The sequence below is a fragment of the Chitinophaga arvensicola genome, from assembly GCF_900110835.1.
In the GTDB taxonomy this organism is placed as follows: domain Bacteria; phylum Bacteroidota; class Bacteroidia; order Chitinophagales; family Chitinophagaceae; genus Chitinophaga; species Chitinophaga arvensicola.
In genome coordinates, this window is record NZ_FOJG01000001.1 from 326,073 (window position 1) to 352,608 (window position 26,536).

The 26,536-nt window shown below is 39.6% G+C and carries 24 protein-coding genes and 1 tRNA gene; 2 read left to right on the plus strand and 23 right to left on the minus strand.

The features are described from left to right. Positions 1 to 38 precede the first annotated feature (38 nt). Entirely contained in the window at positions 39 to 623 is a 585-nt protein-coding gene (locus tag BMW79_RS01395) for a helix-turn-helix domain-containing protein (RefSeq protein WP_089889557.1), read from the minus strand. A gap of 63 nt (positions 624 to 686) precedes the next feature. Between BMW79_RS01395 and BMW79_RS01400 the strand changes: the two genes are divergently transcribed. Both BMW79_RS01400 and BMW79_RS01405 read left to right on the plus strand, forming a co-directional pair. Further along, on the plus strand, positions 687 to 1,253 hold the full coding sequence (locus tag BMW79_RS01400; protein WP_089889560.1) for a MarC family protein: 567 nt from the start codon (positions 687 to 689) through the stop codon (positions 1,251 to 1,253). 49 nt (positions 1,254 to 1,302) lie between these two features. Then, a tRNA-Arg gene (locus BMW79_RS01405) sits at positions 1,303 to 1,377 on the plus strand. A 306-nt stretch (positions 1,378 to 1,683) separates the two neighbouring features. Here the strand turns inward: BMW79_RS01405 and BMW79_RS01410 are convergent. The 22 genes from BMW79_RS01410 to BMW79_RS01515 all read right to left on the minus strand — a co-directional run bounded on the left by BMW79_RS01410 (position 1,684) and on the right by BMW79_RS01515 (position 26,536). Then, entirely contained in the window at positions 1,684 to 2,355 is a 672-nt protein-coding gene (locus BMW79_RS01410) for an acyltransferase (protein ID WP_089889563.1), read from the minus strand. 63 nt (positions 2,356 to 2,418) lie between these two features. Continuing rightward, positions 2,419 to 4,320, minus strand: a complete 1,902-nt coding sequence (locus BMW79_RS01415) for an ABC-F family ATP-binding cassette domain-containing protein (RefSeq protein ID WP_089889565.1) — start codon at positions 4,318 to 4,320, stop codon at positions 2,419 to 2,421. Between the two features lie 205 nt (positions 4,321 to 4,525). Beyond that, on the minus strand, positions 4,526 to 6,112 hold the full coding sequence (locus BMW79_RS01420; protein WP_089889568.1) for a hypothetical protein: 1,587 nt from the start codon (positions 6,110 to 6,112) through the stop codon (positions 4,526 to 4,528). A gap of 193 nt (positions 6,113 to 6,305) precedes the next feature. Further along, positions 6,306 to 7,241 carry a GDP-L-fucose synthase gene (fcl, locus tag BMW79_RS01425; RefSeq protein WP_089889571.1) on the minus strand — a complete coding sequence of 312 codons (936 nt, stop codon included), beginning with the start codon at positions 7,239 to 7,241 and terminating at the stop codon, positions 6,306 to 6,308. 1 nt (position 7,242) lies between these two features. Continuing rightward, complete coding sequence (gene gmd / locus BMW79_RS01430) at positions 7,243 to 8,355, minus strand: GDP-mannose 4,6-dehydratase (RefSeq protein WP_089889574.1); 1,113 nt, start codon at positions 8,353 to 8,355, stop codon at positions 7,243 to 7,245. 80 nt (positions 8,356 to 8,435) lie between these two features. Beyond that, positions 8,436 to 9,098, minus strand: coding sequence for a sugar transferase (locus BMW79_RS01435; RefSeq protein ID WP_089889577.1), 663 nt, complete (start codon positions 9,096 to 9,098; stop codon positions 8,436 to 8,438). A 3-nt stretch (positions 9,099 to 9,101) separates the two neighbouring features. Beyond that, positions 9,102 to 10,325, minus strand: coding sequence for a polysaccharide biosynthesis protein (locus tag BMW79_RS01440; protein WP_218150267.1), 1,224 nt, complete (start codon positions 10,323 to 10,325; stop codon positions 9,102 to 9,104). A gap of 31 nt (positions 10,326 to 10,356) precedes the next feature. Next, positions 10,357 to 11,253, minus strand: a complete 897-nt coding sequence (locus BMW79_RS01445; protein WP_089889580.1) for an NAD-dependent epimerase/dehydratase family protein — start codon at positions 11,251 to 11,253, stop codon at positions 10,357 to 10,359. Between the two features lie 106 nt (positions 11,254 to 11,359). Beyond that, positions 11,360 to 12,355, minus strand: coding sequence for a CgeB family protein (locus BMW79_RS01450; RefSeq protein WP_089889582.1), 996 nt, complete (start codon positions 12,353 to 12,355; stop codon positions 11,360 to 11,362). A gap of 2 nt (positions 12,356 to 12,357) precedes the next feature. Further along, the gene (locus tag BMW79_RS01455) at positions 12,358 to 13,497 is read right to left on the minus strand and encodes an NAD-dependent epimerase/dehydratase family protein (protein ID WP_089896741.1); all 1,140 of its coding nucleotides are present in this window, start codon (positions 13,495 to 13,497) and stop codon (positions 12,358 to 12,360) included. Continuing rightward, positions 13,494 to 14,045 carry an LbetaH domain-containing protein gene (locus tag BMW79_RS01460; protein ID WP_089889586.1) on the minus strand — a complete coding sequence of 184 codons (552 nt, stop codon included), beginning with the start codon at positions 14,043 to 14,045 and terminating at the stop codon, positions 13,494 to 13,496. Before BMW79_RS01460 ends, BMW79_RS01455 begins: the two co-directional genes overlap by 4 nt. A 58-nt stretch (positions 14,046 to 14,103) precedes the next feature. Further along, positions 14,104 to 15,111, minus strand: a complete 1,008-nt coding sequence (locus BMW79_RS01465; RefSeq protein WP_089889590.1) for a glycosyltransferase family 2 protein — start codon at positions 15,109 to 15,111, stop codon at positions 14,104 to 14,106. Next, positions 15,092 to 16,297, minus strand: coding sequence for an O-antigen polymerase (locus BMW79_RS01470; protein WP_089889592.1), 1,206 nt, complete (start codon positions 16,295 to 16,297; stop codon positions 15,092 to 15,094). The genes BMW79_RS01465 and BMW79_RS01470 overlap by 20 nt, the downstream gene beginning before the upstream one ends. Continuing rightward, positions 16,298 to 17,290 (minus strand): glycosyltransferase family protein, encoded by a 993-nt coding sequence (locus tag BMW79_RS01475; protein WP_089889595.1) that lies wholly within the window; start codon positions 17,288 to 17,290, stop codon positions 16,298 to 16,300. A 20-nt stretch (positions 17,291 to 17,310) separates the two neighbouring features. Beyond that, entirely contained in the window at positions 17,311 to 18,387 is a 1,077-nt protein-coding gene (locus BMW79_RS01480; protein ID WP_089889596.1) for a polysialyltransferase family glycosyltransferase, read from the minus strand. A 13-nt stretch (positions 18,388 to 18,400) separates the two neighbouring features. Then, positions 18,401 to 19,822, minus strand: coding sequence for an oligosaccharide flippase family protein (locus BMW79_RS01485; protein ID WP_089889599.1), 1,422 nt, complete (start codon positions 19,820 to 19,822; stop codon positions 18,401 to 18,403). Between the two features lie 13 nt (positions 19,823 to 19,835). Beyond that, positions 19,836 to 20,885 carry a hypothetical protein gene (locus BMW79_RS01490; protein WP_143059045.1) on the minus strand — a complete coding sequence of 350 codons (1,050 nt, stop codon included), beginning with the start codon at positions 20,883 to 20,885 and terminating at the stop codon, positions 19,836 to 19,838. Between the two features lie 291 nt (positions 20,886 to 21,176). Beyond that, on the minus strand, positions 21,177 to 22,229 hold the full coding sequence (gene pseI / locus BMW79_RS01495; RefSeq protein WP_089889604.1) for a pseudaminic acid synthase: 1,053 nt from the start codon (positions 22,227 to 22,229) through the stop codon (positions 21,177 to 21,179). A gap of 26 nt (positions 22,230 to 22,255) precedes the next feature. After that, positions 22,256 to 22,966, minus strand: a complete 711-nt coding sequence (locus tag BMW79_RS01500) for a PIG-L deacetylase family protein (protein WP_089889606.1) — start codon at positions 22,964 to 22,966, stop codon at positions 22,256 to 22,258. Next, a complete protein-coding gene (locus tag BMW79_RS01505; RefSeq protein ID WP_089889609.1) occupies positions 22,944 to 23,606 on the minus strand; it encodes a formyltransferase family protein in 663 nt (220 codons plus the stop codon). Before BMW79_RS01505 ends, BMW79_RS01500 begins: the two co-directional genes overlap by 23 nt. Positions 23,607 to 23,616: 10 nt before the next feature. Further along, complete coding sequence (pseG, locus tag BMW79_RS01510; protein WP_089889612.1) at positions 23,617 to 25,074, minus strand: UDP-2,4-diacetamido-2,4,6-trideoxy-beta-L-altropyranose hydrolase; 1,458 nt, start codon at positions 25,072 to 25,074, stop codon at positions 23,617 to 23,619. A gap of 142 nt (positions 25,075 to 25,216) precedes the next feature. Continuing rightward, positions 25,217 to 26,536: a glutamate-1-semialdehyde 2,1-aminomutase gene (locus tag BMW79_RS01515; RefSeq protein ID WP_089889615.1), complete on the minus strand. Its 1,320-nt coding sequence runs from the start codon at positions 26,534 to 26,536 to the stop codon at positions 25,217 to 25,219.

Here is a 26,536-nt window from a genome sequence, read left to right on the forward strand (position 1 = left end):
ACCTATACTAAATTTAATGTTAAGTATTTGTATATACCCTATTTATCGTTGTCCATGAAGAAATAGACGACGAGGATTTGCGCATTGTCGGCGCCGATGTTACTGGGTTTGTGTCCGAGGCGGCCGTCGAAGAAGAGGGAATCGCCTTCTTCGAGAATATATTTTTCGCCGTCGATGAGGTATTCTACGGTGCCTTTGATGATATATTTATATTCGTAAGCGTCTGTTTTCACGGTCTGGGAGCGGTGGGCTCCTTTCTTCAGTTCCAATAGTACGATATCTACGGGAAGGTTCTTTACATTCCTGGTAAGTACTCTTTTATATATAAAGCCTTTGGTGGGTTCTTTTTCAAACTCCTGGTAGGAGGCTTTTTGTTTAATGATCACCTTGGCGCTCTGGGTTTGCTGATCAATTTCATTAAAGAACTCGTTCATATCCAGCTGCAGGGCTTTGATGATATTGATCAATACCAGCAGGGAAGGTACGGTTCTGTTGTTTTCTATCTGGGATATCAGCCCTTTACTCACCTGCGCCCTGTCTGCCAGTTCCTGGATGGTAATCCCTTTTCCCTTTCTTTTTTCCTTGATCTTGTTGCTGATTTGTATGATGATATCCTCTGTCATATAAGTAGTACTTGTAACAAATATAGGTAGCAATCTCCCTATATTTACACAAAAAAAGCATTCATGTTCAGTTTCGACCAAATTCTGGCAGTTACCTTCACTTTGTTTGCGGTCATTGATATTGTGGGTTCTATACCGGTATTGGTTTCACTGAAAGAAAAGCTGGGGCATATAGATGCCGGCAAAGCCACCCTGGCATCGGGTTTCCTGATGATCCTGTTCCTGCTGGTGGGTGAGCCCTTTCTGAAACTCTTGAGTGTAGATGTCCATTCCTTTGCAGTAGCGGGTTCCATTGTTATTTTTGTGATCGGGCTGGAAATGATCCTGGGATTGGAGTTTTTCAAGACAGACCAGGACGCCAAGGCAGGTAGTATCGTACCTATCGCCTTTCCCCTGATAGCCGGTTCGGGTACACTGACCACGATTATGTCGCTCAAGGCCAACTTTGGGGAGTATAACATCCTGGCGGGCATCTGTTTGAACCTGGCCATCATATACACGGTATTACGCTGCTTAAATTTCATAGAACGTGTACTGGGTAAGGCCGGACTGATGGTATTGCGTAAATTTTTCGGGGTGATCCTGCTGGCTATTGCGGTAAAAATCTTTAAAAGTAATATCAATCTGTAATGTGATTTGGGATTGTACATTAGAAAATGTAGATTTGCGCCAGTTTTATGGCCTCGTAGTACAATGGATAGTATAAGAGTTTCCGAAGCTCCAGATTCAAGTTCGATTCTTGACGAGGCTACCACCTGATATCCGCAGATAGATTATCTGCGGATATTTTTTTTGTATCTTATCAATTGAAACCATCTTTGTACTTATGGCTCCGCTTCAACTATAAAAAGAAAAATCTCTTTTTGTTTATATGTTTCCAGAGGCATGTTAGCCATACCTCTGGAAACAGCTGCATCTGCCAGCATTACAAACCAGATAACGTACAGCCGGGCAATGCATGTGTATACTCCTTACTCCTCCTCAGTGGAACAAGCAACACTTAAAAAGTGTAATACCCCATTGAAATACTTCCCATTACAATCGTTTTGCAAATAATATTTCAGGGCTCCCAGGTAACATCACTTTTCAAGACCCCTACAGGGTTTCCACCAAAAATATTATACTCTCCCTCCAGTGACCTGGCTATTAATGAATTTGCAGCTATAATTGAGTTGTCCGGGATACTTGCGCCCTTCAATATCACGGTTCGGCAACCGATCCATACTTTATTTCCGATTTTTACTTCTGCGGCTTTATTGATTACAACACCATTTTTATCTTTTATTTGATGCAAGTCTGAGTCCATGATAAGGATATCCCATGACAAAAGACTATCATCTCCTATCTCCACTTTTTTAGTAACCACTAGCGCACTTTCAGCAGTTAATATAAAGTTCCTGCCAAGAATAAGTTCCGCATCTTTTCCTACTACTACCTTAGACCCATGTCCTATATTTGCAGACCCTTTAAAGAAAATAGTACCTGATAGTTTGAGGATGGTTCTTGATAATTTTTTATCAAAAATACCCACATCTCCAAAACCAATTTTAACAATCCCTGTTTTTAAAGGCCCCGTAATGATTACTTTGCCAATGTTTTTGGATATCACTACCCTATTGGATAACAGAACTGGAAATTTAATAGCGTCTTTGAACGGAAAATGTTTAAAATTGAAGTAAACAGTCTTATAGTTAATCGCTCTTAGAATTTTCTTTAACGTCGCTAGTGTCATCTGGATATAGATTATAGTTATCAGGGATGTTTATAGACATTCTTTTATGTCATCGGACATGGATCAACTCAATTCACTTAGTTCCAGCCACCGCATCCCCTTTTCATCCAGCAACTCAATTATTTCACCAATCCGGTGTGTCATTGGCTCCATCTTATCAAAAGCCAGTTCTCCACTTGACAAAGAGGCTTCAATATTTTTCTTTTCTGTTTCCAGTTTCTCTATCTCTTTCTCCAATAACTCGAGCTCGCGTTTCTCTTTAAAAGACATTTTCTTGCCTTTATTTTCAGCTGCGGGCACTGCTACTGTCACAACAGGTTCTGGCGCAATTTCCTTTTTGGGAGTAGCGCTTTTCTTTTTATCTTCTTCTTTTTGCCATTCCCTATACTGGGTATAATTACCTGGGTAGTCACGAATTTCGCCATCGCCTTCAAAAACAAACAGGTGTTCTACCAGTTTGTCCATGAAATAGCGGTCATGGCTTACAATGATAACGCAGCCCTGGAAGTCCTGTAAAAAGCTTTCCAGTATACTAAGTGTTGGCAGATCCAGGTCGTTGGTAGGTTCATCCAGTACGAGGAAGTTGGGATTACGGAACAGGATAGACAGCAGGTGTAATCTTCTTTTTTCACCACCGCTCAATTTTGAAATATAGGTATATTGCTTTTCAGCGGGAAAGAGAAACAATTCCAGGAATTGTGCAGCACTTACTTTAGTGCCATCTGCCAGCGGAAAATTCTCTGCGATATTTTTCACAAACTCAATCACCCGCATATCTTCTTTTACCACCAGGCCCGTTTGGGAATAGTTACCAAAAACGATGGTTTCACCGACATTGATCTTTCCGGAATCAGGTTGTTCGGAGCCTAATAACATATTGAGAAATGTGGATTTACCAACTCCATTTTTTCCTACAATTCCAACACGTTCTCCTTTTTTGAAGGTATAATCCATTCCTTTCAGGATTTTCAGGTCGCCGAAAGATTTATATACTTTTTTTAATTCGAGAATCTTTCCACCCAGGCGGGTCATTTTCACGTTCAGCTCCAGTTGTTGCTCAGCTACACGGGTACTGGCTTTCTCCTTTACTTCATAGAAGGCGTCTTGCCTGGATTTAGATTTGGTAGTACGGGCTTTGGGCTGCTTACGCATCCATTCCAGTTCTTTCCTGTAAAGGTTACGGGCTTTATCTACACTGGATTTTTCACTCTCTTCCCTGGCTGCTTTCTTCTCCAGGTAATTTTCGTAGTCGCCTTTATAAATAAACAGCTGTTCCTGGTCCAGCTCCATTACTTCATTACAAACGCTGTCGAGGAAGTATCGATCGTGGGTAACCAGTAAAAGTGTTACTCTTTCCTGGTCCAGGTAATTTTCCAGCCATTCGATCATGGATACGTCGAGATGGTTGGTGGGCTCATCCATGATCAGCAACACATGTTTATGTTCAAAGCCGATTTCGATCAGTACTTTGGCCAGTGCCACTCTTTTCTGTTGGCCCCCGGATAAAGAACCAACCGGCTGATCCAGATTATGTATATTAAGTTTTCCTAATATTTGTTTCACTTTAGTATCGAAATGCCATGCATTTAGTTCGTCCATTTTGGCGATGGCGTCTGTCAACTTATCCAAATCAGGCTCATGTCCTTCTTCGGTTAGTAATTCATACTCCTTGATCGCGTTCAGAACAGGGTTATTGTGATTAAAGATGTTTTCAATCACGGTTTTTGACAGGTCAAAGTCCGCCTGCTGCTCCAGCATCACTACCGTTACATCTTTATGAATCCAGACTTTACCGCTGTCAGGCACATCTTTTCCGCACAAAATGCGGAGCAGGGTGGATTTACCTGTTCCGTTAAGCGCTACCAGCGCTATTTTATCCCCTTCTTCGATGTGAAAAGAAATATCTCTGAATAATGGTTTGGTCCCAAAAGATTTGGTAAGCCCTTCTACTGTAACGTAATGCATGCTGCGAAGTTATAAATTATCGGCAACACTGGGATTATGATAATTTTCGTATCCGGGAGAGACTACTGGTTCCCTTTGCATGATACCTCCCCAGGGAAATAGCTATTTCAGCCCTTTGCCCTATTATTCTTCGTTCTTATCATCTTTAAATAAAAAGCCCTTACGCTGAAAGCGTAAGGGCTTGCATATGTTTAAGCATTACTGATTAAAAATCGTAATAGAACTGACGGAAGGTGCTGCGTAAACCAATACTGAATATCAGGTCGGTGGTTTTGGTAATATCGTTGCTTACCCTTCTGGCTGCCAATGAGGTTTCCAGCCGGAGATTGTACTTGGGATTAAGCACATAGGCAATAGTTCCCTGTGCATATAATAAATTAGTTTTAACTCCCTGGCCAATCCAGTTGCCGTAATTGCTGACGTGTGTGGTATATGGCTTAGAAATGTCATGCCCGTAATTGGTTGCGGCGTCAGGATCATCACCATACTGGGAATACATCAGTTCTCCCCGGCCATACCAGCGTTTGATGCGGTAAGTAGCTATACCGAGCACTTCCCAGAAATTCGCTCCCAGCGGATGGGCTAATGACTGGTTATAATGTTCATAATTAATGAGTGTGCTCTTGTAAGAATATGTATAAGGGCGAACGACATTCAACTCACCCTGCAAGTCAAGTTTATTCACCTTAAACAGGTCAAAAGACCTGAAACCTAGTTGGGCAGATTGCTTGTTTGCCCACCAGCCTTTTCCTCCGAACACTTCTTTCAGCTTAAATTCATCCAACACCAGCTGTCCGTATATAGTGGTTTTGGGAAATAGTTTAAACTTAGCATTTAAACCGACCAGCGCGTTATCTGATGAGCCTTCGGAAAACTCAGCCGAACGAAGGAAGATAATCGGGTTCATATAACTCCAGTCAAATCCACGTTTCCTCCCTGAAGAGTCCGCATCCGGCCATATCACGGCATCAAAGAAGCCAATGGTGAGCCGTTTGCTTACATTCCAGTCAAGGAAGTGAAATACGCCCCATTTCTTATAGTATCCCAGATCATCATATGCTGTTGCGAAGCTTTGACTGTGTTTATCCATAAACTGCGCCCACATAGCTGTGTATTGCACATTCCCCAACGTTCCTGTAAGCTTCAGATAAGGGTAACTGAACTGGATATCAGACAGTATCAGGGAACGATATCCGTCTCCTATGAAGTTTTGTCCGTATCCTGCTGTTACATTAAGATACTTGTTAGGGGTATAGCTTAACAATGCGCTGGCATAATTATAATCAAACGCTTTCCCATCGCTGTAATCCTTGATTCCTCCCTGGCCGGGTACAATCTGATTTTTACGAATATATTGATCAAGATAATAAGGAAACTTTCCCTGGTTTTCGAAAAAGTAAGATTCAAAGTAAAATTTAGTGCCAATATTCGCCTGAATGCTGGCTCCTCTTGTATTTAACCAATTCGTTCTGCTTCCGTCACGTGATTTGCCTATCTGGAAATCCGGCAGGAAGTCAATAAAAACATTATAATCCTTATTTCTGTATTCCAACAGGTGTTCGTTAAACAATTTCCGGTGGAACAAGCTACGTTTAGTCGTATCCGGATTAGTGTACATGGCGCTCGTGTCTTCATGTAAAATGGGCTTAAACGCCGTGTGATGATTGCTGCTATCAAGGTAAAGGTCCCGGATATCCAAAGGGTTATAAGGTACAATTACGGGCAACTTTTCCTGCGCATTAGCTGCACCAAATAGTAACAAAGCTGTTACCATCCAAATGAGGTGTTTCATTAACTCTTTTTTGTTTGCTTAAAAATGTACACGGAATCAGGCTTCACAAACATCCTGACAAACCTTTGTGGTATACTGATAGGAACAACCACGGCTTATCAAGACGCAAAGATAATGTTTTCAATACATTAAGGTGACAGATGGGGATTAGTACAAAAATAGAAAAACCGGGGGTTTCTGCATCACAGCAGCATCATTTTCCCCAATTTTCCTTTTTTACTTCTTCATAAACTTTAGTAATACCTTCTTCAAGACTGAGACTCGCTTTCCAACCTAAACTATGCAATTTACTTACATCCATTAATTTTCTGGGGGTACCATCAGGCTTGCTTGTATCGAATATGAGGTTGCCTTCGAAACCTACAATTCTCTTTATTAACTGCGCAAGATCCCCTATACTTATATCTTCTCCAACACCAATATTTACGAGTCCTTTTTCATTATAGTTTTGCATGAGATAAAAACAGGCATCCGCCATATCGTCGGCATGCAGAAATTCCCGTTTAGGGGTTCCCGTTCCCCAGATAATAACATCCGCTTGGTTTTTGACTTTAGCCTCATACATTTTACGAAGCATTGCTGGTAATACATGAGAAGTAGCCAGGTCATAATTATCATTGGGGCCATACAGATTGGTTGGCATCACGGAAATAAAATTACTTCCATATTGTGCCCGGTATGCATCGCACATCTCAATACCTGCAATTTTGGCTATAGCATAAGGTTCATTGGTGGGTTCGAGCGGGCCGGTGAGCAAGTATTCCTCTTTCAGTGGCTGTGGCGCCAATTTGGGATAAATACAGGATGAACCAAGAAACATCAGCTTTTTAGTATCATTCAGATGTGCATGATGAATGACATTGTTCTGAATCATCAGATTTTCGTAGATAAACTGTCCGCGATAAGTATTGTTAGCCATTATCCCACCGACTTTGGCGGCAGCAAGAAATACGTAATCGGGCTTTGTTTCAGCAAAAAAAGAGGCTACTGACAATTGATCACGCAGATCCAACTCGTTAGAGGTACGGGTAATAATATTATTAAAGCCATCCTTCTGCAAACGTCTCACTATAGCCGAGCCAACCATTCCTCTATGACCTGCAACATATATTTTGTCCTGCGTGTTCATGCTATTCAAATTGATTCAATACTTTGTAACCGGCGTCTTTCAGTAATTTCTCCCGCTGAAAAAGTTCAAGGTCAGCGGCTACCATTTCCTTTACCAGTGCAGGCAGATCGTATTTTGGCTTCCAGCCAAGCTGTGTATTCGCCTTTGTGGGATCTCCAATCAACAACTCAACTTCTGTTGGTCTGAAATACCGGGGATCTATTGCAACGATCTCCTGACCAGGTTGCAGGGCTCCGTCTTTTCCCGTACAACTTTTCACATATCCCGTTTCTTCTATTCCTTCGCCTTTAAACGCTATCTCTACCCCAACCTCAGCAAATGCCATTGTGATAAAATCCCTTACAGTAGTGGTAATACCAGTAGCAATTACATAGTCTTCCGGCTTATCCTGCTGTAATATCAGCCACATTGCCTCTACATAATCCTTTGCATGGCCCCAATCACGTTTTGCATCGAGGTTACCCATAAAGAGCTTATCCTGCATACCTAACGACAACTTCGCTACTGCACGGGTAATTTTCCTGGTCACAAAAGTCTCGCCACGGAGCGGGCTCTCATGATTAAATAAAATACCATTGCAGGCAAACATATTGTAGGCTTCCCTATAATTTACAGTAATCCAGTATGCATACATCTTGGCCACAGCATAAGGAGACCGTGGATAAAATGGAGTTCTTTCTGATTGTGGCACCTCCTGCACAAGTCCATATAATTCGGAGGTGGAAGCCTGGTATATCTTTGTTTTCTGGGCTAATCCTAATAATCTCACTGCTTCAAGAATCCGCAAAGTACCTACACCATCAACATCTGCGGTATATTCAGGCGCCTCGAAGCTCACCTGCACATGGCTCATGGCACCCAGGTTATATATTTCGTCTGGCTGTACCTCCTGGATAATGCGAATTAAATTCGTACTATCTGTCAGATCACCATAATGCAATTTGAAATGCACATTCTTTTCATGGGGATCCTGATACAAATGATCAATGCGATCAGTATTGAACAAGGAAGATCGGCGCTTTATACCATGCACCTCATAGTTTTTCCTTAATAAAAGATCGGCCAGGTATGCTCCATCCTGACCGGTAATACCCGTAATTAAGGCCTTTTTCATCTACTTCTTTTTATAATCTTTGCCAAAAATAAATAATAATCTCAGTCATGCCTAAAAATGTACCTGGGTAATGAGGTTATTTAAAATTTTCGCCTGGGAAGATCTTTGAAAAAAGTGTCCATTAACCTTGAGGAAGGAAATACGATGACCCAGGCTGTCAGGAATATAATTTGAAAGTCGACCAACAAACTCCTTCTGGCATTATACCAGATTTCAAGTTCCCCTTTATAGGGAGCTATCACAGTATCATAATATTCCTGCGGCGGTATTGTACAGGTAGATAACAGTTTCTCCTCATCCCGGAACACGATAGATCCAATCCCAGTAATCCCAGGCTTTGAGTCATACACTTTATAGCGTATATCTTCCGGATAAGCATTAAATGTTTTGTCGACCAACGGCCGTGGCCCTACTATGCTCATATCACCTTTTAGAACATTAATAATCTGAGGCAACTCATTCAACTTGGTCATGCGCAGGAAACCACCCATCGGTGTAACTCTCGAATCATTTCTGAGTGTTATCATGCCTGTTCCCATATTAGGACTGTTTTTCAACATCGTTGCAAACTTCCATATATCGAAGTATTCATTCTTGTACCCAATCCTTCTCTGAAAATAAAAAATCTCTCCTTCGCCGGTCAGCTTCAGTAAAATAACCAGGGGTATTAAAACAGGCAACAATATTGTTAATACTACCAGAGACAGTATGATGTCGAATAGTCTTTTTATGAACTTGTACATATGTTACATTCTTTGATCTAACCCTTTGCCTTTTTCGATGTGGTCAAAATTTGGAAGATACTCTTTCAATATCAACACAATCTCACTTTTATCAACCAGGTTCTGACTTTCAAACTTATCTGTCAGATTTTTAATTATCGATTGAATATCCTTTGTCTTCAACTGAGGTGCCTTCTTAATTACCCCCAGATTTGAAAACAATTGCAGATCAAGTTCTTCGCTATCCGTATAAAACTCTTCGTATGGCTTTTCTCCGGATGTATCAGAATCGAAAAAATAAACCGGGTAGCTGGTAGAATCTTTCGACAAATGTTTTGCTTTCTCAATAGCTTCGCCCTCGCTTGAACAGATATCCGGTTCATAGCCAAGTGCCTTGATGAATGCCAGTGCTATATCAGAGAAAGATACCAGGTCTTTCTCCATATCCAGCTTAGGGAAGAAAATATCTCCGGATTCACCTAAAATGGAGGCGATGAGACAAATCTGGCCTGATTCCTCTGGCGATACAAAGAAACGCTTAATACCAAGTGGGCAGGAAAGGGGCTGTTTCCGGGAAATACGTTCAAGAAATCCAAACAACAAACTCCCATTCGAAAATGCAACATTAGCAAACCTGGCAGTTTTAATCGGGATTGCATCAGCGTAGGATAAAATAACATCCTCCATCAATTTCTTACTGGCCCCCATGATATTAACCGGGTTCGCTGCTTTGTCTGTTGAAACGCAGAAAAAATGCTGTGGTGGTTTCTTTTTCAGCAACTCCAGTAATTGATTGGCCTTAAAGACATTATTATCGATCATAGCTTCAATCGAAAAACTGTCTTTCTCACTCCTTACATGCTTATGTGCTGCAAAGTTTGCTACTACATCAAATGGCCCTTCATGATTAAATATCTTTTCAAATACCCTGTCACCAAAATTTACAGGGTATGTTTTTATAATCTCCGGAACAATTACATCATCAGAGCTCCGGATATTCCTGATTAATTCAGTTAAACCGTTTTCATTGATATCAATAACAATCAGCTTCTCAATTCTGAATTTGAGCAAAGCCATTATATAGGATGTTCCTATAGTGCCTGCTCCGCCGATCACGAGGCAACTTTTACCTGTAAGTGCGTCGTCCAGCTGTTGATGAAAAGTCTCCAGATCCTTCTTAAGAAGACTCTCCCGCCTTTCAGTTATTGATTGAGAAATAAACTCTTTTAAATCAAAAATTGGGTTCATATAGTATCAATAATTTAAATGCGCTTACCTGCTAATTTATTTTAAATCCTTCCAATACTTTGGTAGGATTCCAATTTATCTTTTCTCTTGCCTGTTTATCATCGAAAGTCAGGTTCAGTTTTATTTTGTTTAACTTTCTTGAATTAACAGGAAAACGGCTACCCAGTATATCTCCCGCCAGCGCAAGCAAAGAAGCCATCCATGCAGGAATATTCAACACCTTATTTACGCCGGCCTGTATTGCTATCAGCTGGCTTAATTCCTTAAATGAAGGATGATAACCATCCGTTAAATTATAGACACCACCAATACCTGCAGCCACTGGTATAATCTTTCCAATATCCTCAGCCAGTACTATGCTCTTACGCGCTTTCCCGCCTGCAATATTGGCGTATCGTTTATTTTTTATACCGGCAACCATAGCTCCCAGGTTTCCCGGAGGATTAGGACCGGCAATCAGAGGCAATCTGAAAATGGTACAAATCACTTTATGTTTTTCGCACCAATCCTTCACTGCACTTTCTGCAAGGATTTTGCTCTTTCCATACGGATCGTTCGCTTCCAATCCCTCATCTTCACCAATAAGATCACCGCTTTCTTTCCCATACACAGCAACCGTACTTATTAATATAAATGACTTTGGAGGAAAGCTTTCAAGTGCCTGTAAAAGATGAAGCGTTCCCTGATGGTTTACATTAAAAAAATCAAGGGCTTCACTTTCATTCTCAGGAACAATGTGCGCCTTACCTGCTGCATGTATAACGATATCAAACCGCTCATTCAATACAGGTATTTCTTTGGATAGATCATATCTGTAACGGGAATCACTATTCCTTCCCAATGTGCTGATATTATCACCGGACAGTGTACGTCCGATAATTTTTCCCAGAAAACCGCCCGCACCCGTTAGTAATATATTTTTACTCATTTGCTTCTAATTCGCAGATTAAGCTATTCGAATTCCATCTGCTTATTACCTAAAAGTTCATCCAAAATGGAAATTTGCACAAATACTTCGAGATAATCAAACTTTTTTAGTTCTCAAATATCTCACTGATCCAGCATCCTATTGAATATTTCCTATAAATCGCCTCGTCTATCGACTGATAAGGCGTATCAAAAAAAGCGATGTCAACAACCGGCTTTTTCCTGTCGATGATCATAATATTAGCAGGGGAAAAAAAATCATATTCCCGAATACGTTCATTGGTAGTAATAATTTTCTTCTTCGCTCCAATTGCTTCAATAGTGCGCATTGTCAAACCTGTCTGATTAGGGTGATGTATATCAATAACGCACTTGCTTTCGTCAAATACTTTAAAGATGTCTTTTTTAGGCATGGGAGCAAAGGAGATATCTGATTTCTTAACGCCTTTAAAATTTTTATCTGTTAGCCTTCTGAAATAGAAATACAGGATACTTTGACAATAAAAGAAGAGATACTTTCTCAAAGGCTTTTGCAGCTTACGTTCAATTTCCTCTACCAGGTTGTTGACAGTGTGATACCTGTCTGAATGAACTGTACCAATAAAAGAAACATCAAATTTTGCGTCAGATTTACTTTCCTTCGCGTATTCATCCAGGTAGAACAGGGGCCGGAATTTTAGCCCCTCTATAAAAGAAGTATCATGATCATCGAAAGAGTAGCTGACGTCAAAATAACGAAGGTTGGAAACGGCGTTTGTATTATTGGCTACAGAATCATAAGAATAATAAATAAAGCGTGTCCGGGTATTAATATCTCTGAATTGTTGTAAAAAATAAGCTGGGGTAGCCTCTCCTTTTATCAGGAAGAAAAAATCATATTCTTTATCTTTTATTTCATTAAAAATATGATCATAATGCTTTTTAATAGAAGACCGGACAAACTTCTTACTTACACGTAACAGTGCCTTTGACAGCACCTCATTGGAAGGGCGTTCATCATAAAAATCCACCTTAGCGCCAAATGACTCCAGCTTATTCTTAATATCTTTCTCATAATTAAAGAAAGCCGGAGAAATAAAAAGTATTTTCTTACCCTCTAACATATCTATTTATATAAGCCTCGTGACTTCATCTCTTCAATTGATTTGGAATATTTATCTTCCATAATCTCTTGCTGCATTACCCATTCCGCGAATTTTTTGACACCGGCATCAAAGTTAAACGCAGGAGAAAAATCAAGGAGCTTCTTAATCTTTGTAAGATCTGCGAAATTATGCCTGATATCACCAAGACGATAGTTTCCAGAAACCTTTACCGGCACTTCAATACCATAGTATTTAATCAGCGTTTTGGCCACTGTTAACACATCCGTAGCTTCACCAAACCCAACGTTAAAAACTTCGCCGTTTGCACTATCTTTCTCAATACCCAGGATAGTTGCACTCACCACATCATCGATAAAAACAAAGTCACGGCTCTCCAGTCCATCCTCAAAAATATTTATGTCATTGCCATTCCTGATTCTTGTAGAAAAAATAGACAAGATACCTGTATATGGGTTAGATAAGGACTGGCCAGGACCATAAACATTCTGGTACCTGAAGGCAACCGGGGCGATACCAATAGTCGGACAAACCGTCATAATCATTTGTTCCTGGTTCTGTTTGGTAATCCCATATACAGACGACGGATGTATTTTAGACGTCTCATCAGTAGGAAGCAGTGTAAGTGGGGCATCGCAGCCAGGATACTTCACCTCAAAGTCTCCCTTAAGCATATAATCATCAGTACGATGTCCCGGGTAAACCACTCCAAGTTCTTTACTCATATATTTACCTTCTCCATAAATGGAACGGGAAGAAGCTACTACCACCTTACTGATTGTATGCGGATGATTTGCCAGTAAATCGAGCATGATAGCAGTACCATTAATATTAACATCCACATACTTCTGGATCTCATACATGGACTGACCTGTACCGGTTTCAGCTGCATAATGCACGATAATGTGCTGGCCTGCAATTGCTTTTTTCCAGTCTTCCCTGGAAGTAACGGTACCATGAATAAAGGTTACTTTATCTTTTATCTGCTTGAATAAAGGAGAAGTAGATTCCGGGGTCTCACCATGTATCTGGGGTGATAAACTATCAAGGACGGTGATCTGATATCCTTTATCAATAAGTTTTAGCGCCAGATTGCTTCCAATAAAACCAGCTCCTCCCGTAATTAATACTTTTTTACTCATATTTTTTGCCATTGTTGAGATTCGAAATTAAACTTCTTTATCACTTTTGCGGGGCTACCTACCGCAATGGTATAGGCTGGAATGTCTTTGGTCACTACCGACATAGTGCCAATTATAGCTCCCTTTCCGATTGTAACCCCGGGTAATACGCTTACAAATTCTCCTATCCACACATTATCTTCAATAACCACCGGCTTGTGCCCCAACGGCCTGTCTTTTGGGATACTTTCCGGGGAATCATGTATGCCGGCTCCACTGTAATTACCATGGTTCAGATCGGAAATAAATATTTTACTTGCCAGCAACACGTTATTCCCAATTGTGACCCCTACACTTCCTACAATGTGTACAGCGTCATTTATCTGCACATTGTCTCCAATAGTAATACAGGCTGACTGAGAGGCTGATAACGGATGTGCTTCAAGCCTGCAATACCTGCCGGTAGTAAGGCCTTTACCAATTTTGATATAACGTTTGTTACGGATCTCAAAAGGAAAACGGATCAGCCTTGCCGGTCGATAAAATGCTCTGGTTCTTATAATTGACATCAACAGTCTATAAGAACCTAGTATACCATATTTTGTAAAAAGAGTCAAATGAAATCAATTATTTTAAAATCAAGCTTGCCGTTCTTAATGTAAAACCGTTGACGATCTTATACTTTATCAATCTGTATAAAATCTTCTCCTGTTTTTTTAAAAAATGTTCTTCCTTTAGTCCACTGCCGGTTATTTCTCTGAAATAAGGATCGTCAAGTACCTCTTTAATAATCCCCATCGACAGCTCCCTATCCTTCATATTTTTATACGAAGAATATAGGACCGACAATGACATTTTTACGTAAAGAAGATTATACCAGGATTCGTATTGCCGGAACTTTCCTTCTTCTTTCAGATAGGTTCCAAGCTTACGCATCACATCAATTTTATCCAAAATTTTTCGAGAAATACTTTTCATGATGGATCCTGGCCTTTGCCTGTAGCCATAAAGCAATTCGTTTACTTTTATTACTTTTCCTGCCTTATAAAAGGCCCGGAAAATAAAATCAAGATCCTCAAACCAATACCCTTTCAGGAAAGTAAGGCCATTGGAAAGAAGAAAACTACGCTTATACAGCTTATTCCAAATGGCATAAGATATCTCCACTTTGAAGAGCGGAATCAGTCTCTTTTCCTCGCTCACCAGCGGCTCATCAAATGCCGCCATATCATGCCGGTATCTTTTTTGCTCACTGCCATCTTCAAATTCATAATAATCGGCTACTGCTATGTCTGCCCCTGACTCCACGGCTGCGTGAAGCATTTTATTAATAACGCCGGGCATAACAAGATCATCGCTGTCAAAAAACATAATGTATTCACCCCTTGCCTCTGCAAGGCCGAAATTCCTCGCATCACTCATTCCCCCCTGTTCTTTATTTACAACTTTTATTTTATCCGGATAACGCTGCTGGAAAGCTGTTGCTATTTCAAAGGACCGATCAGTTGATCCGTCATTTACAACAATTATTTCGGAATCTTCAATACTGGCATCGATAACGCTGCTAAGACAGGCATCCAGGTACTTCTCCACATTATAAAAGGCAACTACAATACTAAGTCTTGGATTGTTCATTCTTTTTTAACTTGTATTTCTCGAAAATAGCAAAAATTAGAGGCCAAATCAAATTTGTGCCTGCAGCATGCCACATATTACTGAATATATTCATCAAAACAATAGTCACCATCATAGTCCATGCGGTAACGTAATACTTTGACTTGCGTCCAACTAAAAAAGGATAAAACAGCATTATAAGGACTGAATGTCCAAATATAAGCCATGCTCCCAACCACCCCAGCAAGCTATAAGACTGAAAGTAAACGGAAGGTGCATTCAGCGCCTCGATAACAAGATAGTTAGGACTGGAGTCTCCAGGATCATCCAACTTAAAAATGCTGACAAGCCGCTTTGATATAAATTCCGGGAAAGGCTCTGTTAGTGCGAAAAAGGGAATATTATCATATTTAACGGGCACATCATCCTTCGCAGAAACAATATTTTGAAAATTGCCGATAGGAGTCGCTATATATAAATATCCCCAATAGTACTCAGCAGGAACATTGTTATTGATAAATTCTTCAGATGCTCCACCAATCCTTAATATATATGTTTTGTCTTCCTGGCTTACCGAATATCGCATGTTCCCGATCACGCCAAAAAGAAATATCAACAATAGAAATCCGGTAGGTATAGCAATAAGAGTGGTAATTTTCAGTCTTTTTAGCTTCATTAAGTAAACAAAAAAACTGGAGCCGAGTGTAAGAACGATGGAGCCCCTATTCAATACCAACAGCATCGGTAATACCGATAAAATATACATCCACAATAGTCCTCGACGGGGTCCGGTGGTAGATGTATACTGATGGAATATGTAAGTGGAATAAAAAATATTAAAGGTGGCCAGCAATACGTGGAATGTGGGTATGCCTGTAAAGTCTTTATAGCTATATCCCCCCCTTATTGCTAATAAGAGTGGCACGCCACCTGAATAAGCGAACTCCAGAAAATAACCGAAATAAAGAGCTCCAACACCAACCTTCAGATACTTGCTCACTGGAATTGCCTGGAAAACATTCATCCTGGTTTTTTCCAGGATAAACGCAAGAAAAAAAGAGATGATAAATGTGGCGAACAAAAAGAGCTTAATCGTCAGCGAAACAGGAGGATATTGTTTCGACCATCCAAGACTATAGACAAGAAAAACCAGCAGGAAACTGATAATGTAAACGAAAAAAGGATTAGTCAGCCACTTAGTTTTCATTTATACGCAGTTTTTTTCCTGATTTGCAAATATCAAATTTAACCATTCCTTAATAGAAAGAACTCCTGGCTTAGCTGATTCAACAGCATTCTCCACAAATTCCCGATTAACGGAAGGTGCTTTATCATCAAAAAAATCTACATAACCCGGAGTATAAAAAGAGTCGTTTTCCAATCTTCTATTGTTGGTAAGTACTTTGGTTCCACAGGCGAACGACTCAATGATCCGCATAGCAAGCCCCGTCTGCCCGGGATTACTCACATCAACCATAACCCTGGAAGCATTGAGTATTTGCAGGTACTCCTGTCTGCTCATTCTTTCCTTAGAAACAATTGTTCTGTCAAGTTTCCTACCTTTTAATTGCTCCTTAAGATAAGAGGTGGAAGGAATGAATAGAAAGGCTTTCAGTCGATAATTATTCAGCTCGCAGTACTTTTTAAATTCCACAACAGCAGCATATCTCTCCGGGAAAAACCATCCCATAAAGAAAAAGTCATATTCCTTAACAGATGACCTGTTAATAAAATGAGTGATGTCGTCTGTATAAAAAAGTGGCAGATAATCAACAGACTTATTCACCTCGCAGTCCTCAAAATCAAATGATAATACCCTGTCGAAGGCTGGAATCAGATGAACAAACGGGTTAGTTCTGTTTGAATCCCACTGGTACATAATTGTAATAGCGCCGGGATGATTTTTCCTGAAACCTTCCATAAATTCTTGTGGCAGCATATATCCCCTGATCACAAAGAGATAATCAATCTCTTCGTTCTCTACAGACTTCAATATTTTGTGATAGTGCTTAGCCTGAAAAGCCGCCAGTCTGCTATGAGCAAAGTTATTGATAAGCTTAAAGGAAAGCCCGTATTCTCTTTCCGGGAAAAAAAGTACAGTAGCTCCCATCTCCTGCAGTTTTTCAGTAATTGCCGCATGGTAATTATGAAAAATAGGGCATATAAATAATATTTTCTTATTTAATAAGGGCAGTGACATAGTGATTTTCAAATTTAAGGCTACAATTTTTTAACTTTCTCCCAGTAAAAATCCATATTTCTTCCCTCAAGCGGCTTACTATATTCACTGCTGATATAATCAAATATGGAGGTGGACCGATGCCCCATTACTGCTGCATAGTATAACAAACTGGAGTATACACCACAAAGGTTTACATTTTTGGCACTGGCTAATTCCAATTCCATAATAATATCACCTGGTATGATAGTAATTTCAATACCATTCTTACTAAACAGCATTTCCTGCATTTTTTGCATCTGCAGACTCTCTCCTCTATGGAATTTCACAAAAATTTTCTTTATTCCCCTTTCTTTCAGATAGCAGATCAGTCCGTCTTCAATCCCTTTGCAATACATCTGACTGCTATATCCGTAGAAATCCACCCCATTATCCCCTATCCAGATCACACTGTTGTCCAGTAATCCACCATAAGTAACAGCACCTCCACTATCCGGGAATGAAATAATTTGTTTCCGCGCAGGATTTGCCAGGGGAAATGCTGATTCGGTAAACGCAAAAAAGTGGACGTCTTTCACGCCGGTATAACACGAATAGGAAAAAGGCAGCGCCTGTAACCTGGCATTATAGCCTCTCAGCAACAGACCTGTTTCATAAACCATTTTTCTCCAATCACGGGGGTGTTGCAAACTCGATCTCCACGCATCTTTCCCGTTTGGAACTGTTATGCTGGAAATAGTTTCTTCTTCAAAGTAATGCACAAGCCCTTCTTCAAAGAAATGGAATCCCACACAGTCTTCATTTGAAACCAATATTTTCTCCCATTGCCTTAAAACGGCCACGTATGCTTGAAAGGGGTGTCCTTTTGTAAAATTATATATGACCTTATCCAATAAAGCAGGTTTATTGAAATGCTTTATTAACTTAAGCGTTCTGGTAAAACGATTCTTTCCACTATAAAAATAATTCAGATCAACAACGGTAAATTCATCATTATTGGGACCATTAAACCCATCACAGATAAAGAGCACATCTTCCTTAGTAAGAGAGAGATGCCTTGCTATTGCAACAGCTGAAAGATAAGTTATTGGTGAATGTATATAAAAAATATGCCTCATTAAAAGATACTCCTTAGAACGTTTTTCTGAATTTTCTTATTCCTGTCAACAAAATCAATATCCCCGAAAATCCAAATATAATAAGCATTTTTATTATAATGGAGCTTAATCCTGGTTTAAAATGATAATAGTAAACAGAAAGCGCCACCACGCAGATCCATAAGAGAATTGCCAAAAGTTCCTTAAAACTCAGAAAACGGAAATTACTTTTGTAAACAGATAACCCCAGGATAATCCCAAAGGCTAGCATAAAGGCTATAGCTGCCCCCATAACACCGATATGGGGTACTAACAGAAAGTTTAAGGGAATACTGACAACACAGCCTATTATTATATTAAGCGAATTTGTTTTTGTATGGCCGCTGGCAGTTATCAGCGTGGAATACAGCATATTTATCCCTGCCATTATACCCCCCAGCAGCAAAATGGGCAAATAGATATAAGCGTGGTGGAAGCTGGGCGCAGACATAAAAAACAAGAACTCCTGCGAATACAATGCGATTCCCATTGCCGTCACGAGTAAAACAACAAGCATCATTTTCCTGATACGTATAAATTCTTGCTTGAAACCGCTCTCTGAATATTTTTTAAATATCAGAGGCTCTAAAGCCTGATAAAACCCGGTAGACACAATATTAATCAGCAAACCTAAAGTAGCCGCAGTTCCATATATCCCTAAATCACTTAAAGAAAGGTATCGTGCAATAATTACCCTGTCCAGTAAATTGATAAGCAAATAGGCCAGCGTTCCGGGTACCAGTGGCAGAGAAAAAAGCAACGCAGACTTTATCTGCTGATAATTAAAGATAAAGTCTGCGTTATTTAGCGTATAATAAACATAATAAAAGAAAAACACGATAGCCGCAATCAGGATACTGTACAAAACACCGAGGGCCAACATCTTGTAAACAATAACCAGTAATACAGTAATCAATAACTGCAATACATTTTTCGATATACTCATCCCGGCAAACATAAGCGGTTGCTTTTTCACCCTGAAAGAAGCCAAAGGGAGTATAGAAAACACGTTAAAGAAATTAGCCAGAACCCCTAAAAAAATGTAGGGAAAGAAAGCAATCTTAGCATTAAAGTTCTGATCAAATATATAACCCGCAATTATAAAAAATGCCAGTATCGCCAGGTTAAACAAGGAAATAAATATAGTCAGGTTTCCTAAGAGTTGCTTCTGATCCTTTACTGTTTCACATTTGAAATAGTGAATAATATAAAAAGTATTCAGGTTCAAAATATTAAACACAATAAGAAACATCGAAATAGAATTGATATAATTTACAATTCCATAATCTTCTGTGCTTAAATAACTAGTCAGTATCGGAAAAGATATAAATGCTAATATTTTAGGTATGATATCACCAATCGCATAAATAACTGTACTCTTTAGATAGCCCTCGCTTGCTTTATTTTCCTTATTCACAAATTTTAATTGATTACTTATTTAGCGTTAACCTTGTTTTAGCCAGATAAACTTTTGTAGAAACATTATCTGTTGAGTAGTAGCTTATCCATAAATTGTTCTTATTGAGATAGAGTCCGGGATAAGAGGTATCTCCCCACGTAGGCAGGGTTAATACACGGGTTGTTTTATTCTCTTTAATTCTATAAACAAACAACGATGTTCTCATACTGCCATAGCTGTAGTCACCTGGTGAAGTATAGTCACGGCCACAAATCAGCAATGTATTATCATCGTAGAAAATAAAGTTGGGGCCGCCCAAACCAAACATCGGCAACTCCGTCCATTTAAAATCTGAAAGGTTATTGGCATCTGCAACACCAAGCAGGGTTGGACCATTACGTCTGATCAGAACATAGCACTTCCCTTTATAAAACCTGATAGTAGACTCTGAGGCTGCCATGGAGATGGTACTTAAATCATGTACATCTTCCACTGTCTTCAGATCTTTACTTTTTATGAGTTTAAATACATGTGGATTTTGATTATAGGCAATTGCATAAAATGCATTGTTATACTTAGTGAATCGCCATGGCCAGAAAACCTGATTTTCCGGAAAGTTCATAAATGTAGGCTGGCTGCTTTCAAAAAGAGGTTTGGTTGCTTCTACAATTAACCCACGCTGTGTCTTTAGAGATTTGTCGGTGTTGTACTGTACTCCCTGCGTGTAAAACACCAAATGGTTGTTATTGGTAATGTTGAACTTAGGATCCCTGAGATCAAGACCAGGTTCGGAGAAATCCACTTCCTGCGTCCAGTCCTTTCCGTTCGGACTTTTGAGTACAATAACGTGCCCATCTTTCCCATACACATGCGCATCTGAGACCCTGAAAGTCAAGTAATAATTATTCTCAAATTTTATCAAATCCGTAAACGCGCAATGTTTCTGCTTATCATAAATCAATTGTATGGTATCCACGTCGCACGCTGCAGTGTCTGTTGCAATTAAAGCTGGCTTAACAACTGAGTCTTTTGAACATGAAACAGACATAGAAAAAAGTGACAAAACCAATGCTGCAAACATAAATCTAGTTTTATGTGATTGAAAAACTTGATTACTTTCCATAGTGTGCGGGAGATAAATAGCTTGTATACAAATTTGTAAAGGAGATATATTTATATAGTCAAATTATTCTTTGATCCGAATCTTTACAACTTATTTAAAATTTATTTAACAAATCAACTAAGTAGTTAATTATTATTATGCTAAGACAATCCAGAATTGGTTAAGTTTAATTAAGTAGCACACTTATCAAAGGTACAGCATAAGGTTGTTTTATGCAGTCAGCTTACAATTTAGCTGACTGCAGATTTCCTAGTAACTATTATCCCAGGTAAAAGGTTCACCTCTTTTTAAATTTCTGTTGCTTTTACTGCCGATCAGCTGTTCGTAAAATTTGGGGTGTAATCCGTCTCCCGGTCTTATTATTCTGATATTTTCTTTAGTAAATATTTCGCCGGCAGCGATATCCTTCACTACATACACAGAGCGTTTAAAATTCAGACTTTTTCTTTCTGCATTCTGAATACCATACTGTATATTTCCAATAGCCAGAAACGCTCTCTCGGCCTCTATTACCAGGGATTTAAACTCATCAGGCTCCAAAGAGAATGCACTATCCACGCCACCTTCGGCTCTGCTAAGACAAAAATGCTTTTCTATTACCCTTGCTCCGAGCGCTACAGACGCCACAGCAGCACCCACTCCCATCGTATGATCTGAAAGGCCGACGTGACAGTTGAAGAGCTGTTTCATGTGGGGAATAGTCGCCAGATTAGTATTTTCAGGAGATGATGGGTATGAGCTGGTACATTTAAGCAGTACAAGATCCTTACAACCATTATCCCTTAAAACAGATACTCCTTCATCCAAACCTGCCAGTGTAGAAACTCCACTGGACATGATCACTGGCTTATTGGACTTTGCTATCTTTCTGAGCAGGGGATGATCGTTATTTTCAAATGAAGCTACCTTATGACAAGGAACACCCAGCTCATCCAGCATATCTACCGCATGTTCATCAAAGGGTGTAGAAAAACAAATAATACCAAGTTCTTTCGCATAATCGAAAATGGGCTTATGCCATTCATAGGGGGTCATGGCTTCCTGATATAATTCATATAGGTTTCTTCCTTTCCACAGAGAGTTCTCATCTTTAATCTCAAACAAACCTCCTCTATGATCAATAGTCATTGTATCTGGTGTGTATGTTTGTAGCTTAATAGCATGAGCGCCTGCTTCCTTGGCCGCCTTTACTATCGCGAATGCCCTGTCTATTGAGCGATTATGATTACCACTCATCTCGGCTATCACAAATGGAGGATGATTATCTCCTATGATTCTATTGGCAATTTGAATATCTTCCATATAGTTATTATTACTGGTAGTAATGATTAAGCAATACTGCGTATTATTGCAAAGGCTTCAGCGTATTCACATCCCACTGCAACACCCCAACGCTGCGCTAAAATTTTCAATGCCAAAGGTGAGCGCGGATGAGGATATGCTCTCTTTTCAAATTCATAAGCCTCCATGCCCTTCACCTTAGCTTGTAAATCCTCTTCGCTTATTTGCAAAAACATGTTTGGTATAAAATGCCTTGGATCTGTAGAAGCGCGCCATTCTGTTCCGGAAGGCGTTTCAAAAGTTATAATCGTTCTCACCGGTTCATTTTCCATCGGTCTGCACGCCGTAATTACAGCTTCAAATGTTCGCTGATGATCAACATTCAGATCTCCTCCATGATGAGTGAAAATTACCTGAGCTGCTGTATTTTTCTTTTCCTGTTCCACAACTTTAACAATATCAAGAAGTGCAACAGTATCAAAGCGATTATCGGGAAAATCATAGGTTTTTACACTATGGAAACCTATGGCCTCTTTTGCCTTCAGGATATTTGCCTGATGAATTTCGAGTTCTTTTTTCCATAGTTCGCGATCTCTCAGATCAGATCTGGAAGTAATTCCTTCTCCCAATATTATCACATTAACAATACATCCAAACTCTTTTATCAACCGGTGCATGGAACCACCCACGCCCAGTAATTCATCATCCGGATGAGCAACTACCAATAATATTTTCTTATTTCTTAATGATTCTAACATCTGCTATAATTGATTCACTTTTTAACGAGGCTCTGGTAAACTCAAATCTGAAATATTCGTTCTCAATAAAAGCGTGAGGATAGCCTTCCGCATCAAGCATTCTGATAAAGTCATATGCATTTTCCAGCGTATTTACCTCCTTCAGATTACTCTCGGCGGGCGTTCTTCTCTTGAAAAGCAGCGGCTCCCCTTGTTGTTTCTTTAGAGCAGGGCGGGTTTCCAGTATCTCCTTCATCATTTCATATATCACTTTCCCGGCGCGCATAAATATCTCTTCAGCCGTTCCTGCCAGCGACAACTCTTTCTTTAGGTAAATATCTCCTGTATCAATGCCCTTCTCTACTTTGAGGGCAGAAATCATCGTCTTTGTTTTCCCTCTTACAATAAGGTTCTGAAGAGGGCTGCCACCTCTGCCATAAGGCAGATCCGTCATATGAAATACGACACAATTAAAATGGTCATAAATATCAGATGGGATAATAGAAGACCAATGTGGAAAAAAAATAAACTCAGGGGAAAGGGTTTCTAAATTCTTAAACACCAGTTCTTCTTTCGAACTTATTATTATGGCATCCAACTCCATTTTGCTCTTTTCTTCAAGCCATTTATGGACAGGATTTGAATTCGCGACAATAATCATTTATTTTATTTTAATCGCTTATTACCTGTTTATAGGTCTTAAACAAGTTTCCGTTAGAGTGATCGTTTTCTTCCAATTCAAATCCCAGTTTCTCAAATATTCTGCAAGAAGGAATATTCATCTCATTCACCAATGCTATTAACGTAAGTTTATCCGCTTTGTCAGCAGATAACTTTTGAATCGCAACGCGCAACATCTTTTTCCCAATACCTTTTCCCCGATAGTTTGTCGAAACAGAATAATCAATTACAGCTTCCCCTGTTAGTTTGTCAATATCAAATCTGACTTGACCAACCGGTTTATGGTTTTGTTCTATTACATACAGATATGCTGTATCACTTTTTAATTTCTCATGAAACCACCCATAATGATTTTCAAAAATTATTGGTTGGGTGTTGATCGCAAACTCTCTGACTAACGGATCATTTACCCAATCAAAATAAAGCTGTACATCATCCGCATCTGCTTTCCTTATAGCTAAATCCATTGCAGATAAATTTTCAAGAATATCTCTTATCCTTCTGTCGGATTGGCCATCAAAATATTCTTGCTGTAGCATACGACTTTTCGACTGCAGCTTTTTATCTGCAACCGGAAAATCTTCCAATGAAAAAGCCAAATTTGTCTGTAGAAAGAACCTGTTAATATCTTTCTGATTATCAGCTGTCATGTGAAGATATAATTCGCCTCCCACTGTGAGGTATTCATACGATACAGAACTGGGTGGGCAAATACCAAACCTGCACATCTTCATAAGCTTCACCATGTCCGTTGCCGACAAGTTCTTATATATACTGACATCCAACCGCGTTTCTTTCAGGAAAGCTGACAGTGAGAGTTCATGTTTATAAGCGGATCCTATGACCAAATGACATTTCTGACGCACCATTTTTTCTTCCAGCAACGCTAATACCTTGATAATATCATTATTTATATCCGCTCCACCGAGGGAGATAAAGATATCGTCCTTTCTACCCTCTTCTCCGATATTTGCTGAACTCAGAAATTCCTTCCTTAGTAAGGCATATTTTGTTCCCAGAAAAAATTCTGTGTATGGCTCAGCAGAATAATCGTGATAAGTCAGGCCTTCGGCATGATTAATCACGGCATCTGCTACAAAATGGTATGCATGTATATCATCTATACATACTAATTTATGTATGGCGGTTTTTATGGTCTTTTGATAAGCTGTATCAAAATGATACCCATCCAATATAACTATTTCATTCCCCGTTAACGACTTTTTCCAGGTTTCAGCTTCCTCTATATAATCTATACTATCTGGTAATTCATGAATGAACGAACAAGTCTGAAGAATTTCCTGCCTTAATGAAGGCAAAGGATTACGGATAAAAAAATGGCACTCGAATTCTTCTTTTAACATATGTGCCATAGCACAACTGCGAATTACATGTCCCAAACCAATTTTATCATTCCCATCTGCCCTGAAAAAGACCTTACGCTTCATTAAGGGTGTTATTTATTTAATTTTATCCTGAATAATTATATTTCAAACTCCAAAATACATTAATTTTCAACCAATTAATGCCCATTTCTCTCAAAATTAGTCCAAATTTCGTATTTGCAAATATATTTAGAATAAAATAAAATTAAATATACTTCCGAAACACCGGTGCCACAGGTGAACCTGTCAAAAATCGTTCATATCCTGCAGTTAGGGCTTCTGTATAAATTTTTACCGCATCCCTGAAGCTGGCGACAAAATAATCAACGTCTTCAATTGTATGGCTGAAACAAGGCACAAAGATTCCTTGAAACAATACCCCCCGGGCGATCATTTCCTGCAAAAATAAGGACCTCATTCCCAGGCAGGGCTGACCAGTTGAATTCCTGAAGATAAAAACCGGCATCCAGTTACAATCTGCAATCTGAATATATTCACCCAGATTGTATTCAGCTATCACACTTTTGATCTGCCGGATAAGGTAATCTCCCAGCCGGTGATTATGTCCTATAACGTCCTTCTCCTGAAATTCTTTGATAGTGGCAAGTCCGGCTGCAATAGCATGTGTTTCGCCACCATGTGTGGTCGAGATCAGAAACAGCTTCTTTTCGCCCTTTTGTTTAATTCCCCCTATCTCCATTATCTCTTTCTTACCTGTCAGGGCACAAAAAGAAAAGCCGTTGGCAATTCCTTTTCCCCAGGTAGCCATGTCAGGCTCAATGCCATACTTCTTAATAGACCCGGGAAAATCAGTCTTAAATCCCGTAATCATTTCATCTACAATATATAAGGCGCCGTTTTTATGTGCCAGGGCAATAGCATCCTTCAGATAATTTTCCGGGATACCGAAATTTTTCTCCGGCTCTGAGATAACACAGGCTATCTGTCCGGGATATTTATCAAACAAGGCAGTAAGTGACTCCAGATTGTCTGACGCATAACTTACAGATAATGCACTCATTTCACCAGGCACACCAAAATCGCAGGCGCTTTTACCAATAAACCAATCATCATAAGAATAAAAAGGGTGGTCTGAGGGAAATGCTACTAATTTTCTGCCTGTAAAAGCCCTGGCTAGCTTTACTGCAGCAGTAGTAACTGTAGAGCCATTTTTGGAGAATTTTATCATCTGATGACACGGAACCAGAGACAGGAATTTTTCCGCCATTTCCATTTCAATATAGGACGGTCGTTGAAAATTAACACCTTTATCCAGTTCTTCCCTTACCCTTTCCAAAACAGGTTCATAAGCGTGCCCAAGGCTCACAGAAGTTAACCCCATGGAACAATCCAGAAACTTATTGTCATCAATGTCCCAAACATAGGCGCCTTTTCCATGATCAATCGCAGCTGGAGCCAGATCAGGAAACTGATCGTCTCCTTTGGTATATGTATGCGCGCCACCAGGAATTAACTGGTGTATCCGCGATCTGTAAAAATTTGAATTCTTGAATTGCAGACTCAT